At 69.4% G+C, this 14,846-nt stretch carries 16 protein-coding genes; 13 read left to right on the forward strand and 3 right to left on the reverse strand.

The genetic code is table 11. The features are described 5' to 3' along the window. Nucleotides 1-27 precede the first annotated feature (27 nt). Entirely contained in the window at nucleotides 28-450 is a 423-nt protein-coding gene (locus ACEYYH_RS08800; RefSeq protein WP_374977813.1) for a hypothetical protein, read from the forward strand. 6 nt (nucleotides 451-456) lie between these two features. Here the strand turns inward: ACEYYH_RS08800 and ACEYYH_RS08805 are convergent, their stop codons facing one another. Beyond that, complete coding sequence (locus ACEYYH_RS08805) at nucleotides 457-828, reverse strand: GntR family transcriptional regulator (protein ID WP_374977814.1); 372 nt, start codon at nucleotides 826-828, stop codon at nucleotides 457-459. After that, a complete protein-coding gene (locus tag ACEYYH_RS08810; protein WP_374977815.1) occupies nucleotides 825-1,772 on the reverse strand; it encodes a hypothetical protein in 948 nt (315 codons plus the stop codon). Before ACEYYH_RS08810 ends, ACEYYH_RS08805 begins: the two co-directional genes overlap by 4 nt. Nucleotides 1,773-1,890: 118 nt before the next feature. Between ACEYYH_RS08810 and murC the strand changes: the two genes are divergently transcribed. From murC to ACEYYH_RS08855, 9 genes are all read left to right on the forward strand, one after another. Then, on the forward strand, nucleotides 1,891-3,297 hold the full coding sequence (murC, locus tag ACEYYH_RS08815) for a UDP-N-acetylmuramate--L-alanine ligase (RefSeq protein WP_374977816.1): 1,407 nt from the start codon (nucleotides 1,891-1,893) through the stop codon (nucleotides 3,295-3,297). Between the two features lie 6 nt (nucleotides 3,298-3,303). Continuing rightward, the gene (locus ACEYYH_RS08820) at nucleotides 3,304-4,317 is read left to right on the forward strand and encodes an FtsQ-type POTRA domain-containing protein (protein WP_374977817.1); all 1,014 of its coding nucleotides are present in this window, start codon (nucleotides 3,304-3,306) and stop codon (nucleotides 4,315-4,317) included. 177 nt (nucleotides 4,318-4,494) lie between these two features. Beyond that, complete coding sequence (gene ftsZ, locus ACEYYH_RS08825; RefSeq protein ID WP_374977818.1) at nucleotides 4,495-5,649, forward strand: cell division protein FtsZ; 1,155 nt, start codon at nucleotides 4,495-4,497, stop codon at nucleotides 5,647-5,649. Further along, nucleotides 5,650-6,336: a YggS family pyridoxal phosphate-dependent enzyme gene (locus ACEYYH_RS08830; RefSeq protein ID WP_374977819.1), complete on the forward strand. Its 687-nt coding sequence runs from the start codon at nucleotides 5,650-5,652 to the stop codon at nucleotides 6,334-6,336. 32 nt (nucleotides 6,337-6,368) lie between these two features. Beyond that, nucleotides 6,369-6,833, forward strand: coding sequence for a cell division protein SepF (locus tag ACEYYH_RS08835; protein WP_220289416.1), 465 nt, complete (start codon nucleotides 6,369-6,371; stop codon nucleotides 6,831-6,833). 9 nt (nucleotides 6,834-6,842) lie between these two features. Beyond that, nucleotides 6,843-7,142, forward strand: coding sequence for a YggT family protein (locus ACEYYH_RS08840; protein ID WP_056367105.1), 300 nt, complete (start codon nucleotides 6,843-6,845; stop codon nucleotides 7,140-7,142). A 135-nt stretch (nucleotides 7,143-7,277) separates the two neighbouring features. Beyond that, entirely contained in the window at nucleotides 7,278-7,850 is a 573-nt protein-coding gene (locus ACEYYH_RS08845; protein WP_374977820.1) for a DivIVA domain-containing protein, read from the forward strand. Between the two features lie 3 nt (nucleotides 7,851-7,853). Continuing rightward, nucleotides 7,854-8,663, forward strand: coding sequence for a signal peptidase II (gene lspA, locus ACEYYH_RS08850; RefSeq protein WP_374977821.1), 810 nt, complete (start codon nucleotides 7,854-7,856; stop codon nucleotides 8,661-8,663). A 1-nt stretch (nucleotide 8,664) separates the two neighbouring features. Next, nucleotides 8,665-9,585, forward strand: a complete 921-nt coding sequence (locus ACEYYH_RS08855) for an RluA family pseudouridine synthase (protein WP_374977822.1) — start codon at nucleotides 8,665-8,667, stop codon at nucleotides 9,583-9,585. A 12-nt stretch (nucleotides 9,586-9,597) separates the two neighbouring features. Here ACEYYH_RS08855 and ACEYYH_RS08860 read toward each other — a convergent pair whose 3' ends face one another. Beyond that, complete coding sequence (locus ACEYYH_RS08860) at nucleotides 9,598-10,071, reverse strand: NUDIX domain-containing protein (RefSeq protein ID WP_374977823.1); 474 nt, start codon at nucleotides 10,069-10,071, stop codon at nucleotides 9,598-9,600. Between the two features lie 78 nt (nucleotides 10,072-10,149). Here ACEYYH_RS08860 and ACEYYH_RS08865 point away from each other — a divergent pair, with 78 nt between their 5' ends. From ACEYYH_RS08865 to dnaE, 3 genes are all read left to right on the forward strand, one after another. Beyond that, a complete protein-coding gene (locus ACEYYH_RS08865; RefSeq protein ID WP_374977824.1) occupies nucleotides 10,150-10,719 on the forward strand; it encodes a GNAT family N-acetyltransferase in 570 nt (189 codons plus the stop codon). Nucleotides 10,720-10,728: 9 nt separating this feature from the next. Further along, nucleotides 10,729-11,178 carry a DinB family protein gene (locus tag ACEYYH_RS08870; protein WP_374977825.1) on the forward strand — a complete coding sequence of 150 codons (450 nt, stop codon included), beginning with the start codon at nucleotides 10,729-10,731 and terminating at the stop codon, nucleotides 11,176-11,178. Between the two features lie 157 nt (nucleotides 11,179-11,335). Beyond that, nucleotides 11,336-14,806 (forward strand): DNA polymerase III subunit alpha, encoded by a 3,471-nt coding sequence (dnaE, locus tag ACEYYH_RS08875; protein ID WP_374978194.1) that lies wholly within the window; start codon nucleotides 11,336-11,338, stop codon nucleotides 14,804-14,806. The last annotated feature ends 40 nt before the right edge of the window (nucleotides 14,807-14,846 follow it).

Genomic DNA, 14,846 nt, shown 5'->3' on the forward strand with positions numbered 1-14,846 from the left:
CACGACCGCAGGGGACCGGGGGGACGGATGGCGGGTGCGACGAGGTGGGCGACGGCGGTGCTGTTGGCGGGCATCAGCGCGCTCGCGCTGAGCGGCTGCGTCACGTTCGGTCCGGGCGAGCCGAAGGGCGGCCCGACCCCGGCAGCGTTCCTCGATCGGGAGGAGCTGCCGTCGTGCGGCGCCGTCGAACTCGATCAGGGCGAGGAGATCCCGACCGGCGACATCGCGTGCCTCGAGGAGGCGACGCTCGCCGGCGCGGAGCTGGCGGTGACCCGACCGACCACGGAGGGCGACCCGTTCACGGCGTACTACCGCGTCCTTCCGGGCGGCGGCTGGGAGATCTACACCGACATGACGAAGGATCGCTACGGCGAGGGCTGGTGGCTCGACGAGTGCCCCGACGCCCTGTCGATGACACAGCTGGGGGAGTGCACGAACACGCGGCTGTGATCGGGCTCAGGCCGTCGTGGCCCCTGGGGCGCGCAGCGCGGCGGTGACGACGGCGAGGGCCTCCTCGGCGTCGAGGTGCAGGTCGCGCACCTGTGCGGCGAACGCCGCGGCGGCACGCTGCAGCTGCTGACGGGCGGGGTCGGCGTCGAAGGCGACGAACGTGCCGTTGCGGCCCCGCGTCTCGATGATCCCGGATGCCTCGAGCTCGCGGTACGCGCGGGCGACTGTGCCGGGCGCGACCCCCAGGTCCTCGGCGAGGCGGCGAACCGTGGGCAGTCGCGCGCCCGCGGCGAGCTCGCCGGACGCGACCGCGTCGACGAGGCCGGTGCGCAGCTGCTCGAACGGCGGGACGGCGGAGGACGGGTCGACGACGATCATGCGGGTGCTCCTCCCGTGGACGCGGGCGCGGGTTCGGGCGCACCGCGAAGATACTCCGGATACAGCCTCGCGGGCAGCCTCCCCGAGGCGAGGGTGTAGGCGACCTGGATGAACGGGATGCCGAACCAGGGGAACGTCTGCAGAACGCGCGACACGCCGGGGTCGGCGAAGCCGAGCGCGGCGAGGAACAGGGCGCACACCGCGAGCCCCAGCGGGAGCCACGCCGCCATCGCCGCGCTCATCCGCAACGCGCCCAGCGCGTCCGCACGGAAGAGGTCGTCCCAGCCGAGCTCGAGCGTGTTCGTCGCCGGCTGGGGCTGCGCCAGCACGCGCCGCTCCGCCACGCGGCAGACGACGGCGACGACCAGTGCGAAGGCCAGAGCGACGACCGTCGTCGCGGCGGTGGTGGGGGAGATCGCGCCGGTGAGCGAGACCGCGGTGACGACCGCGCCGCCTGCGGCTCCTGCGCCGAGCAACCACCGCGGGAGCTGCGAGGCCCACCCCGGAAGATAGTCGCGGGTCGCCAGTGCCGAAGGACGCGCGATACGCACGGCCGTCGGCGCCGGCGAGAAGAGGCGCTCGCGAACGCCGACGATCGCCGACGCGACGCCGAGGACGCCGATGACGAGCGTGAGCGTCAGGATCCACAGGGCGAACGGCGACGACCCGAGGGGCGTCCAGACGAGCAGGGCCGCCATGAGGGCGACGCTCACCAGCAGGCCCCACATGTTCGCGCCGACCAGTGCGCGCGACCGATCGCGGATGCTGCGCCACATGTCCCACGACTCGATCGGGAGCTTCGCGCGCACCGACATCCGGTAGACCACGGTGGTGCCCCAGGATTCGCGGCGGACGACGAACAGCATCACGATCGGCACTCCGGCGAACAGCGCGAGCAGGACGGCATTGAACGCTTCGAACGACATCTCGAACCCTCCGGCCATATGCCCGATTGTGTCGCCATCTGTATCAATGTGTCAACACAAAGCAGCGCTCCCGCGCCGAGCCGGCCCAGCGCGCCGGGGGCGCAGCATCCGTCGCCCAACTTAGACTTGACCGGTCATGATCAGACCCGATCTCAGTCTTCCCATTCCCGACGACATCACCGCCGCCCACTTCATCGGAATCGGCGGGTCCGGCATGTCGGGACTCGCCCGCATGTACCTGGAGCGCGGGATCCGCGTCTCGGGCTCCGACCGCGCCGACAGCAAGGCGCTGCGCGAGCTCGCCGAGCTCGGCGCGACCGTCTTCGTCGGGCACGACGCCGCGAACCTCGCCGACGACGTCGACACCGTCGTGCACACCGGCGCGATCTGGCCCGAGAACCCTGAGTTCGTGCTCGCCAAGGAGCGCGGCGTCCACGTGATCCACCGGTCCCAGGCGCTGTACTGGCTGATCGGCAGCCGCCGGCTGGTCTCCGTGGCCGGCGCCCACGGCAAGACCACGTCGACGGGAATGATCGTCACCGCGCTGCGCGACCTCGGCGTCCAGCCGACTTTCGTCAACGGCGGTGTGATCGCGCAGCTCGGCGTCTCCAGCGGCAGCGGCGATGACGACCTCTTCGTCATCGAGGCTGACGAGTCGGACGGCACCTTCCTCCTCTACGACACGTCGATCGCGCTCATCACCAACGTCGACCCCGACCACCTCGACCACTGGGGCACGCGCGACGCGTTCTACGCCGCATTCGCCCGGTTCGCGAACGAGGCGCGCGAAGCCGTCGTCATCTCGTCCGACGACGCGGGCGCGCAGCTCGTGACCGCGCAGCTGACCCACCCGAACGTCGTCACGTTCGGCGAGGCCGAGGGCGCCATGGTGCGGGTCACCGACATCGTGACCGATGGACCCGTCTCGTTCCGCCTTACGCACCAGGGCGACGCGGTCGACGCGCAGCTGCCGGTGCCCGGCGCCCACAACGCGATCAACGCCGCCGGCGCGGTCGCCGTGCTGCTCACGCTCGGCCACGACCTCGAGCCCGCGGTCCGCGCGGTCGAGGGCTTCGCCGGCACCGTGCGCCGCTTCGAGCTGCACGGCGTCGAGCGGGGCGTCAGCGTCTTCGACGACTACGCCCACCACCCGACCGAGGTCGCCGCCGCCCTTGCGGCCGCGCGTTCGGTCGTCGGCGACGGACGCCTCATCGCGATCCAGCAGCCGCACACCTACTCGCGCACGCAGGAGATGTACCGCGAGTTCGCCGAGGTGCTCGAGCGGTACGCCGACCACACGGTCATGCTCGACGTCTACGGCGCCCGCGAAGACCCGGTGCCGGGAGTGACGGGCGAGCTCGTGAGCGGCGCCTTCGCCGACCCGTCTCACGTGCACTACGTGCCCGACTGGCAGGAGGCCGCCGACTACACGGCGACGGTCGCCCGTGACGGCGACTACGTCATCACGCTCGGCTGCGGCAACGTGTACCTGATCATCCCGCAGGTGCTCGAGGCCCTCGGCCGCGAGGACGCCGGAGCCTAGGCCCGCATGCGCCGCCCGTCGCCGTTGCCGCAGTCGCCGGTCGCCTCGCGCGGCGCGGCGGAGAAGGCCGCGCCGGCGCGCCCCTCCCGTCCCACTGAGGCGGCCGCTCTGCGCGCCACGGAGCGCGAGCCCGTCGAAGCGACGCCCGCTGAGAACCCCACCGCGCCCGTCATTCCGCTGGCGTCGCCGACACCGCTGCCCGACGCGAAGCCCGCGTCCGACGATGCGACCACGGGGGACGGAACGGATGCTGCGGACGTGGGTTTCCGCGACGTCTGGAAAGCCGCCCGTGCCCGGCGCAAAGCGCTCCGTGCCGAGATCCGCCGCTTCACCGTGCGCCAGCGACGCCGGCGTGCAATGTGGCTCGGGGCGGCAGCATGCGTTCTCCTGCTCGCCCTCGGCACGCTCGGCGCCGCGTACAGTCCGCTCTTCGGCGTGGAGAAGATCACCGTGGTCGGCGCGCAGCAGCTCGCCGAGGCCGACGTCGCCGCCGCCCTGTCAGGGCAGCTCGGCAAGCCGCTGCCGCTCGTCGACGAGAGCGCGGTCAAGGCGGCGCTCGTCGCCTTCCCGCTCATCGAGACCTACGCCCTCGAGGCGCGTCCGCCTCACGAGCTCGTGGTGCGGCTGGTCGAGCGCACGCCGATCGGCCTCATCGAGACCCGCGCCGGCTACACCCTCGTCGACGCGGCCGGCGTCGCACTGTCGACGTCCGCCACGCCCAGCCCCGGCACTCCGGTGCTCACGATCACGGGCGGTGTCGACTCGGACGCGTTCACGGCCGCCGGGCAGGTGATGCGGTCGCTGCCGGACGACATCCGCGCGCAGGTGACCGGCGTGACCGCGTCCACCTCCGACGACGTCACCCTCGACCTCGGGGGTACGAACACCCAGGTCGTGTGGGGGAGCGCCGACGACTCGGCCGACAAGGCGCTCAACCTCGCCAAGACGATGGCTGCCCGGCCGCCGTCCGAGGTGTCCACGTACGACGTGTCTTCGCCCGATGTCGTCGTCGTCCGCTGACTCGTCGACGGCTTCCGACACGACTTCCTGTACGAGATGCGGCGACACGCCGACTCGGTCCGAGCGCGCGCGCGGCATCCGCCTACTTTCGTGACAAAGGAATTGCATACCGGGCAATTCTTTATACCTCTACTAGAGGTTGAAGGTTTAGACAGGTCCAGGGCTACGGAGGCCGGCATGAGCCAGAACCAGAACTACCTCGCCGTCATCAAGGTGGTCGGCGTCGGCGGCGGCGGAGTGAACGCGGTCAACCGCATGATCGAGCTCGGCCTGCGGGGCGTCGAGTTCATCGCCATCAACACCGATGCCCAGGCGCTGCTCATGAGCGACGCCGACGTCAAGCTCGACGTGGGGCGCGAGCTGACCCGAGGGCTCGGCGCGGGCGCCGACCCCGAAGTGGGTCGCCGTGCCGCCGAGGACCACGCCGAGGAGATCGAGGAGGCGCTGCGCGGCGCCGACATGGTCTTCGTCACCGCGGGCGAGGGCGGCGGCACCGGCACCGGCGGGGCTCCGGTCGTCGCGAAGATCGCGAAGTCGATAGGAGCACTCACGATCGGTGTCGTGACGAAGCCCTTCTCCTTCGAGGGTCGTCGTCGCCAGCAGCAGGCCGAGTCGGGCGTCGCACGGCTGAAGGAAGAGGTCGACACCCTCATCGTGGTGCCGAACGACCGCCTGCTCGAGATCAGCGACCGCGGCATCTCGATGATCGAGGCGTTCGCCACGGCCGACCAGGTGCTCCTCGCCGGTGTGCAGGGCATCACCGACCTCATCACGACCCCCGGTCTCATCAACCTCGACTTCGCCGACGTCAAGTCGGTCATGCAGGGAGCGGGGTCGGCGCTCATGGGCATCGGCTCGGCGCGGGGAGCGGACCGCGCCATCAAGGCCGCCGAGCTCGCCGTCGAATCGCCCCTGCTCGAGGCCTCGATCGAGGGTGCGCACGGCGTGCTGCTGTCGATCCAGGGCGGCTCGAACCTCGGCATCTTCGAGATCAACGACGCGGCGCAGCTCGTCAAGGAGGCCGCCCACCCCGAGGCGAACATCATCTTCGGCACCGTCATCGACGACACGCTCGGCGACGAGGTGCGCGTGACCGTCATCGCGGCGGGATTCGATGGCGGCGAGCCGCAGGCCCGCATCGAGCCGATCACGGCCGCCCGCGTCGTCTCGACTCCCGCGCTGCCGGTGACGCCCGCCGACGAGGCCGCCAAGGACCGCGACGTCGTCGAGACGCCCGTCGCTGTTCCGGTGGCGGTCGGCGCGGTCACCGAATCGTCGTACGACACCGCCTTCGGCGACGACGACCTCGACATCCCCGACTTCCTCAAGTAAGTGGGCGACCTCGCCGACCGTCTTGCGGCGATCGATGAGCGGATCGCGGATGCTGCGCGCGCGGCGCACCGCGATCCGTCCGAGCTCACCCGCATCGTCGTGACGAAGTTCCACCCCGCGTCGCTCGTGGAGGAGCTCTACGGGCTCGGCGTGCGGGACGTGGGGGAGAACCGGCAGCAGGAGTTCACCCGCAAAGCCGCCGAAGTCGGACACCTCGAAGGTCTGCGCTGGCACTTCATCGGGCAGGCGCAGACCAACAAGGCTCGAGCGATCCGGGCCGCAGCATCCGTCGTCCATTCCCTCGATCGCGCCCGGCTCGCGGATGCGCTCGACGCCGCCGCCGAGCCGGGCGACGCCGTCCTCGACGTGCTGCTGCAAGTGAACCTCACCGACGACCCGGGTCGGGGCGGTGTCGCGCCGGACGACCTCGAGGCCCTCGCCGTCCGTGCGGCGGGGCTGCCTTCGCTGCGCGTACGAGGGGTGATGGCGGTCGCGCCGCTGGACGAGCCGCCTGCGCCCGCCTTCGAGCGTCTGAGCGGTCTGTCGGGGGTCGTGCGCTCGGTCGTCCGCGACGCGGACTGGATCTCCGCGGGCATGACGGCAGACTTCGCCGAGGCCATCGCGGCCGGCGCGACACACCTACGCATCGGTTCGGCAATCACCGGACCCAGACCAGAACGCGGTTAGCCTCGGAACAGATGAGCACTACGGAGGATCAGATGTCGAACCCGCTCAAGAAGACCATGGTGTACCTCGGACTCGCGGACGAGGAAGAGGTCTACGAAGAGCCGGCCCCTCAGCCGCGTGCTCGCACCTCCGAGAAGGTGGTCGACAAGCCGGCAGCGCCGGTGACGCCGATCCACCGCCCCGCGGTCGTCCGTCAGCCGGCGCCCGCGGCGATCAACGAGATCCTCACGGTGCACCCGAAGCAGTACCGCGATGCCCAGATCATCGCCGAGAACTTCCGTGACGGCATCCCCGTCATCATCAACCTCTCGCAGATGAGCGACGCCGACGCGCGGCGCCTCATCGACTTCGCGAGCGGCCTGTCGCTCGGCCTCTACGGACGCATCGAGCGGGTCACCAGCAAGGTGTTCCTGCTCTCGCCCGAGAACGTCGCCGTGTCGGGCGACGGAGCCGTCGCGCAGGCGGATCCGGAGTCGGTTCCGTTCGCGCAGCCGTAGTCTGGCTACGTGGCAGTCGTCCAACTCATCGCAGCGATCCTCAACCTCGCGCTGCTCCTGTATGTCTTCGTATTGCTCTCGCGGCTGGTCCTCGACTGGATCCCGTTCTTCAACCGCGAGTGGCGCCCGCGGGGCGCCGGCCTCGTCGCCGCGGAGATCATCTACACCGTCACCGACCCGCCGATCCGGCTGTTCCGGCGCTTCATCCCGCCGCTGCGCGTGGGTGCCATCGCGATCGACTTCGGGTTCGCACTGACGATGCTGCTGTGCTTCATCCTGCTGAGCATCACCCGCACCATCGCGGGCTGAACCGAGTCACTCCGACTCGGTCGCCGGCTTCGACACTCTCAGAACCGATGACTATGCTTTGCTGATACGAACGGCCGCCAGCCGGCGGCCGCCCCGACATCGGCCAGCGACCAGACGCTCGAAAGAGGAATCACCATGGCATTGTCCCCCGATGACGTCGTCACCAAGCAGTTCCAGCACGTCCGCTTCAAGGAGGGTTTCGACCCGGATGAGGTGGATGACTTCCTCGACGAGATCGTCGTGGAGTGGCGCAAGGCCCTCACCGAGAACGAGGAGCTGAAGGCCAAGCTGGCGGCGTACGAGTCGGGTGCTGCCGCGCCTGCTCCCGCTGCGCCCGCCCCGGCGCCCGCCGCCGAGGCCGCCCCGGCCGCGGGTGCCGCCCCCGCCGCGAGCGCCGGCATCATCGAGCTGGCTCAGCGCCTGCACGACGAGCACGTCGCCGAGGGCATCGCGCAGCGCGATCAGCTCATCTCCGACGCCAAGGCGCAGGCTGCGTCGATCGTGTCCGAGGCCGAGACCCGCGGTCGCGAGGAGCTCTCGAAGCTCGAGCGCGAGCGCACGACGCTCGAAGGTCGCATCTCCGAGCTCCGCAACTTCGAGCGCGACTACCGCGCGCAGCTGCGCTCCTACATCGAGGGCAAACTGCGCGACCTCGAGACCACGGCGACGGCGTCCGGCGCACAGCCGGTCTCCGCGCTGGGCCTCTAGGCCTTGTCGCGCCGACCTCCCCTTCGTCAGGCGGCGGCCGGCACCATCATCGCGGTTCTCGCGGTGCTGGTGCTGGCCGCCGACCAGTTGGCGAAGTATCTCGCACTCGAGAACCTGCCGTACCAGGAGCCGGTCGAGGTCCTCGGTGACTTCCTGAGCTTCTACCTGACCCGCAACCCCGGTGCCGCCTTCTCGCTCGGCGAAGAGGTGACCTGGATCTTCACGATCGCGCTGGCCGCCGTCGCCGTCGTCATCGCGTGGCTCGCCGCGACGCGGGTGCGTTCGCGCCTGTGGGCGGTCGCCCTCGGGCTCCTCCTCGGCGGCGTCCTGGGCAACCTGACCGACCGGCTGTTCCGTGACCCCGGGTTCGGTGTCGGGCACGTCGTCGACTTCATCAACACGCCGTGGATGTGGTTCTTTCCCGGCATGTCGCCGGCGATCTACAACGTCGCCGACATCTTCATCGTGTGCGACATGATCGCGATCGCACTCTTGGTACTCGTGGGGGTTCACATGGACGGTACGCGCGACCACGGCCGCAAGGACGAGAACGAGAATGAGGGCGACGAGACGCTCCTCGGCGCCGAGGGCGACCAGTTCGCCTCGGGCGGCACAGTAGAGGGCTTCGGTGATGAGTTCCCCGTCGCCGACCCGGATGCCGGCATCCCGGCCGCCGAGCGCGGCCTGCCGCCGCTCAGCGATGCCGAGCAGCGCGAGGTCGAGGAAGAAGCCGAGCGCGAGGCGGAGGAGTACGAAGCAGAGCACGAGGAGGGCCACGATCCGAAGCGGCCCGAGTCCGGCGCCCAGCTCTGACGTGGACTCGCGCAGCCTTCCCGTTCCCGACGGCCTCGACGGCACCCGCGTCGACGCGGCCCTGGCCAAGATGCTCGGCTTCTCCCGCACGTTCGCGGCCGAGGTCGCCGAGGCCGGCGGCGTGACGATGGACGGGCGCACGCTCGCGAAGTCCGACAAGCTGCGCGGCGGTGCGTGGCTCGACGTGTCGTGGGCGCCCAAGGAGGAGCCGCGGGTCGTGCCCGTGGAGGTTCCCGATCTCGGGATCGTCTACGACGACGACGACATCGTGGTGGTCGACAAGCCCTCGGGTGTCGCGGCGCACCCGTCCCTCGGATGGGAGGGGCCGACCGTGCTCGGCGCCCTCGCCGCCGGCGGCTACCGCATCGCGACGACCGGCGCCGCCGAGCGCCAGGGCGTCGTGCATCGACTCGACGTCGGCACGAGCGGTCTCATGGTCGTCGCCAAGACCGAAAGCGCGTACGTCGCGCTCAAGCGCGCCTTCAAGGAGCGCGAGGTCGACAAGATCTACCACGCCGTCGTACAGGGGCACCCCGACCCGCTCGCGGGCACGATCGACGCCCCGATCGGGCGGCATCCGTCCCATTCGTGGAAGTTCGCGGTGACCCCGGAGGGCAAGGACTCGGTCACGCACTACGAGACCCTCGAGGCGTTCCCCGGTGCGTCGCTGCTCGAGATCCATCTCGAGACCGGCCGCACCCACCAGATCCGCGTGCACATGGCCGCGCACCGGCACCCGTGCGTCGGCGATCCGCTCTACGGCGCCGACCCGACGATGTCGGCGCGGCTGGGCCTCACGCGCCAATGGCTGCACGCGCACGAGCTCTCGTTCGCGCACCCCGCGACGGGGGACTGGGTCACCTTCACGTCGGACTATCCGGCCGACCTGGCCCACGCACTGAGCGTGCTGCGCGGCGACTGACCCCTGAAACTGTCAGCGGCCGCCTTCGAACCGCGCGGGCTCGTCCTGCAGGGCCGACGCGATCCGGCGGTGCATGTCCGGCTGCTCGAGTTCGGGCAGAGCCTGGAGGTCGTACCAGCCGACCTCGGTCATCTCGCCGTCGACCGGGTAAGGCTCGCCCGACACCCAGCTGCAGCGGAACGTGAGGTCGAGGTAGTCGCTCTGGTCGCCGTTCGGGTAGGTGACCCGCGGGATCTGGTGCACCCAGGCGAGGCGGTCGACGTGGCACACGACGCCTGCCTCTTCGAGTGTCTCGCGCACCGCGGCGTCGGCGGGCTCCTCGCCGGGATCGACGATGCCGGTGATGGGCGTGAGGTGACCGTTGTCGCTGCGGCGGCCGAGCAGCACGCGGCCGTCGTGCACGACGACCGCCGTCACGCCGACCAGCGGCAGCGGGTGCGTGCCGACCATCTCACGCAGCTCCAGGATGAAGTCCGGGGTGGGCATGCTCACACCCTATGCGGCAGGCCGGCTCTCGATCGCAACCGCCTGGACGATGTCGGATGTCCCGGGCAGAGTGTGGCCATGTCGATCGAGGTGAGACCCGCGACGGTGTACGAAGACGTCGCGACCATGGTGGGTCCGAAGAATCCGGCGTCCAACGTCTGCTTCTGCCTGAGTTACCGCATCCCTTCGAAGGAGAATCTCGCGCTCAAGGGTCCGGAGCGTGGTGAGCGGGTCCGGCGGCTCATCGACGAGGAGGGGCCGATCGGCGTGCTCGCCTACGACGGCGACGAAGTCGTGGGGTGGGCGGGGGTGGCGCCCCGCGAGCGCACGCACTTCGCGACCTTCCGCAAGATCCCGCACGTCGACGATCAGGCTGCCTGGTCGGTGTGGTGCTTCCGTGTGCGGCCGGGTCATCGCAAGAAGGGCGTGATGCACGCGCTCATCGACGGCGCCGTCGAGTTCGCGCGCGACCGGGGCGCCCCGGTGCTCGAGGGCTACCCCGTCGACAACGGCGGCGAGAAGGTCGATCTGACGATGGCGTACGTCGGCACGCGCCGCCTCTTCGAGCAGGCGGGGTTCGTCAAGGCGGCCGACACCGAGTCGGTGCTGTCGGGGTTTCCCCGCGTGCTCATGCGACTCGACCTCTAGCGTGGACGCGTGAACGAACTCCTGCGCCGTCGCCTCTCCCGCGCCAACACCCTCTACCTCGACTTCGTCGACGCGGTGTCGTCGGAACAGCTGGCCTCGCACCTCGCCGACCTGCCGTCCGACACGGTCGGCCACCAGCTCTGGTGCGTCCTCGGAGCGCGCGAGAGCTATCCGCGCGCGGCGCGCGCGGGCCAGTGGCAGGGCTTCACGAGTCCCGTCACGGGCGCGCAGGCGACGGATGCCGTCGCCCTGCGTGCGGCCTTCGCGCAGACCGCTTCGGATGTCGACGACTGGATCGCGGGGCTCGACGCGGCGGACGAGGCATCCTTCACCTATGCACTCGCCCTGCTCGAACACGAGACCCAGCACCACGGCCAGCTGATCCGCTACCTCTACGGCCTCGGCATCGAACGCCCCGAGTCGTGGCAGCAGCAGTACGCCCTCGACGAGGAGTTCTGAGCGCCGGACCTTCACGCTCGAGTCGAGGGTGAAGGGACCTCGCGGCGGGAGTCCGCGACTCACGACGGATCCCGCGGCCGGTGTCGGCGGCCGAACCTAGACTCGATGCGTGGCATCCGATTCCTTCGTCCATCTGCACGTGCACAGCGAGTACTCGATGCTCGACGGGGCGGCCAAGATCAGTGCGATGACGCAGGCGGCGGCCGAGTACGGCATGCCGGCCATCGCCGTCACCGACCACGGCAACACGTTCGCGGCGTTCGAGTTCTACCGGGCGGCACAGGCCGCCGGCATCAACCCGATCATCGGACTCGAGGCGTACGTCACGCCCGGCACACACCGCAGCGACAAGTCGCGCGTCGCATGGGGCACGCCCGAGCAGAAGAGCGACGACGTCTCGGGCTCCGGTGCGTACACGCACACCACACTGTGGAGCGAGACCACCGAGGGCATGCACAACCTGTTCCGGCTGAGCTCGCTGTCGAGCATGGAGGGCTACTACTTCAAGCCGCGCATGGATCGCGAGCTGCTCCAGACGTACGGCAAGGGACTCATCGCGACGACCGGCTGCCCTTCGGGCGAGGTGCAGACGCGCCTGCGGCTGGGCCAGTACGACGCGGCCCGCGCGGCGGCCGCGGAATTCCAGGACATCTACGGCAAAGAGAACTACTTCGCCGAGATCATGGACCACGGCCTCTCCATCGAGCGGCGGATCATGACGGACCTTCTGCGGCTCGCGAAGGATCTCAGCATCCCGCTGGTGGCCACCAACGACTCCCACTACACCCACCAGCACGAGGCCGACGCCCACGCCGCCCTGCTGTGCGTGCAGTCGGGGTCGACGCTCGACGACCCGAACCGGTTCAAGTTCGACGGCGACGGGTACTACATCAAGACCGCGCAGGAGATGCGCCAGCTGTTCCGCGACCACCCCGAAGCGTGCGACAACACGCTGCTGATCGCCGAGCGGTGCAAGGTCGAGTTCAACACCGCGGCGAACTACATGCCGCGCTTCCCGGTGCCCGACGGCGAGACCGAAGACAGCTGGCTCATCAAGGAGGTCGAGCGCGGCCTCCACTACCGGTACCCGGGCGGCATCCCCGACAAGGTGCGCAAGCAGGCGGAGTACGAGACGGGCATCATCCTGCAGATGGGATTCCCCGGCTACTTCCTCGTGGTCGCCGACTTCATCAACTGGGCGAAGGACCACGGCATCCGCGTCGGTCCCGGCCGAGGCTCCGGTGCGGGCTCAATGGTCGCCTACGCGATGAAGATCACCGACCTCGACCCGCTCGAGCACGGCCTCATCTTCGAGCGCTTCCTCAACCCCGACCGCGTCTCGATGCCCGACTTCGACGTCGACTTCGACGACCGTCGCCGCGGCGAGGTGATCGACTACGTCACCGAGAAGTACGGCTCCGAGCGCGTCGCGCAGATCGTCACGTACGGCACGATCAAGTCCAAGCAGGCCCTGAAGGACGCGGGACGCGTCCTCGGGTTCCCGTTCAGCATGGGGGAGCGCCTGACGAAGGCGATGCCGCCGCCCGTCATGGGCAAGGACATGCCTCTCGACGGAATGTTCGACCCGCAGCATCCGCGGTACAAGGAGGCTGTCGAGTTCCGCACGCTGATCGAGACCGACCCTGAGGCGAAGACGGTGTTCGACCGTGCGCTCGGGCTCGAGGGACTCAAGCGGCAGTGGGGCGTGCACGCGGCCGGCGTGATCATGTCGTCGGAGCCCCTGCTCGACATCATCCCGATCATGCGCCGCGAGCAGGACGGCCAGATCGTCACGCAGTTCGACTACCCGTCGTGCGAGACCCTCGGCCTCATCAAGATGGACTTCCTCGGGCTGCGCAACCTCACGATCATCTCGGACGCGCTCGACAACATCCGCCTCAACCGCGGGGAGGAGCTCGACCTCGAGCACCTGACGCTCGACGACCGTCCCGCCTACGACCTGCTGACCCGCGGCGACACGCTGGGTGTCTTCCAGCTCGACGGTGGGCCGATGCGCTCTCTGCTTCGGCTCATGAAGCCCGACAACTTCGAAGACATCTCGGCCGTCATCGCCCTCTACCGCCCAGGCCCCATGGGCGCGAACTCGCACACGAACTACGCGCTGCGCAAGAACGGGCTGCAGGACATCACGCCGATCCACCCTGAGCTCGAAGAGCCCCTGAAAGACATCCTCGACACGACCTACGGCCTGATCATCTATCAGGAGCAGGTCATGGCCATCGCGCAGAAGGTCGCCGGGTTCTCGCTCGGCCAAGCAGACATCCTGCGCCGCGCGATGGGCAAGAAGAAGAAGTCCGAACTCGACAAGCAGTACGAGGGCTTCTCCGGCGGCATGAAGGAGCGCGGGTTCGGTGAGGCGGCGGTCCAGGCGCTGTGGGACATCCTGCTTCCCTTCTCGGACTACGCCTTCAACAAGGCCCACTCCGCGGCGTACGGACTGGTGTCGTATTGGACGGCCTATCTCAAGGCCCACTATCCCGCCGAGTACATGGCTGCGCTCCTCACGAGCGTCGGCGACTCGAAGGACAAGATGGCGGTGTACCTCAACGAGTGCCGTCGCATGGGCATCAAAGTGCTCCCACCGGACGTCGGGCAGTCGATCCGCTACTTCGCGGCTGTCGGTGAAGACATCCGCTTCGGCCTGGGCGCCGTGCGCAACGTCGGCGCCAACGTGGTCGACGGCATCGTCGCCGCCCGCGCCGATGCGACCTACACGAGCTTCCACGACTTCCTCTCGAAGGTGCCGGTCCACGTCGCGAACAAGCGGACGGTCGAGTCGCTCATCAAGGCCGGCGCTTTCGACACGATGGGCTCGACACGTCGCGCGCTGATGGAGATCCATGAGGACGCGACCGAGGCCGCGGTGCTCGACAAACGTCGCGAGGCCAACGGCGAAGTCGGCTTCGACTTCGACTCGCTCTGGGGAGACGACGAGCCCCAGCAGGCGGCCAAGGTCCCCGAGCGACCCGAGTGGACCAAGAAGGACAAGCTCGCGTTCGAGCGCGAGATGCTCGGTCTCTATGTGTCGGATCACCCGCTGGCGGGCCTCGAGATCCCGCTCGCGAAGCACGCGTCGACCAGCATCCACGACCTGCTCGCCTCGGAGGACATCGGCGACGGCGACCAGGTGACGATCGCGGGCCTCGTCACGAGCGTCCAGCACCGCGTGGCCAAGCAGAGCGGCAATCCCTACGGCATGATCACCGTCGAGGACTTCGACGGCGAGATCACGGTCATGTTCATGGGCAAGACGTACACCGAGTTCCAGCACATGCTTCAGGCCGACTCGATCCTCGTGGTGCGGGGCAGGGTCTCACGGCGGGACGACGGCATGAACCTGCACGCGCAGTCCGCGTTCTCGCCCGATCTCGGCAGTATGGACGAGTCCAGCTCACTGGTGCTGATCATCCCCGAGCGCCGCGCGAGCGAGGCGCTCGTCGGTGAGCTCCTGCAGACGCTGAACCGCCACGCCGGCGACACAGAGGTGTCGCTCAAGCTCCACAGCGGCACCGTCGCCAAGGTCTTCGAGGTGCCGCACACCGTGCGGATCACTCCGGATCTGTACGGCGAGCTCAAGGGCCTTCTCGGGCCGCAGTGCCTGGGATGAAAGCGGGGCGCGCGAGCGCGGACGCATGTCGCCGCGCGTC

Source organism: Microbacterium trichothecenolyticum, from assembly GCF_041938625.1.
Classification (GTDB): Bacteria; Actinomycetota; Actinomycetes; order Actinomycetales; family Microbacteriaceae; genus Microbacterium; species Microbacterium trichothecenolyticum_D.

What these genes read in the sequence shown, in the direction of transcription:
- ACEYYH_RS08845 (WP_374977820.1), top strand. Translation starts at nt 7,278, where the DNA reads ATGGCATTGTCCCCCGATGACGTCGTCACCAAGCAGTTCCAGCACGTC.
- murC (WP_374977816.1), top strand. Translation starts at nt 1,891, where the DNA reads ATGATCAGACCCGATCTCAGTCTTCCCATTCCCGACGACATCACCGCC.
- ACEYYH_RS08865 (WP_374977824.1), top strand. Translation starts at nt 10,150, where the DNA reads ATGTCGATCGAGGTGAGACCCGCGACGGTGTACGAAGACGTCGCGACC.
- ACEYYH_RS08835 (WP_220289416.1), top strand. Translation starts at nt 6,369, where the DNA reads ATGTCGAACCCGCTCAAGAAGACCATGGTGTACCTCGGACTCGCGGAC.
- ACEYYH_RS08820 (WP_374977817.1), top strand. Translation starts at nt 3,304, where the DNA reads ATGCGCCGCCCGTCGCCGTTGCCGCAGTCGCCGGTCGCCTCGCGCGGC.
- ftsZ (WP_374977818.1), top strand. Translation starts at nt 4,495, where the DNA reads ATGAGCCAGAACCAGAACTACCTCGCCGTCATCAAGGTGGTCGGCGTC.
- ACEYYH_RS08810 (WP_374977815.1), bottom strand. Translation starts at nt 1,772, where the DNA reads ATGGCCGGAGGGTTCGAGATGTCGTTCGAAGCGTTCAATGCCGTCCTG.
- ACEYYH_RS08805 (WP_374977814.1), bottom strand. Translation starts at nt 828, where the DNA reads ATGATCGTCGTCGACCCGTCCTCCGCCGTCCCGCCGTTCGAGCAGCTG.
- ACEYYH_RS08800 (WP_374977813.1), top strand. Translation starts at nt 28, where the DNA reads ATGGCGGGTGCGACGAGGTGGGCGACGGCGGTGCTGTTGGCGGGCATC.
- dnaE (WP_374978194.1), top strand. Translation starts at nt 11,336, where the DNA reads ATGCTCGACGGGGCGGCCAAGATCAGTGCGATGACGCAGGCGGCGGCC.
- ACEYYH_RS08860 (WP_374977823.1), bottom strand. Translation starts at nt 10,071, where the DNA reads ATGCCCACCCCGGACTTCATCCTGGAGCTGCGTGAGATGGTCGGCACG.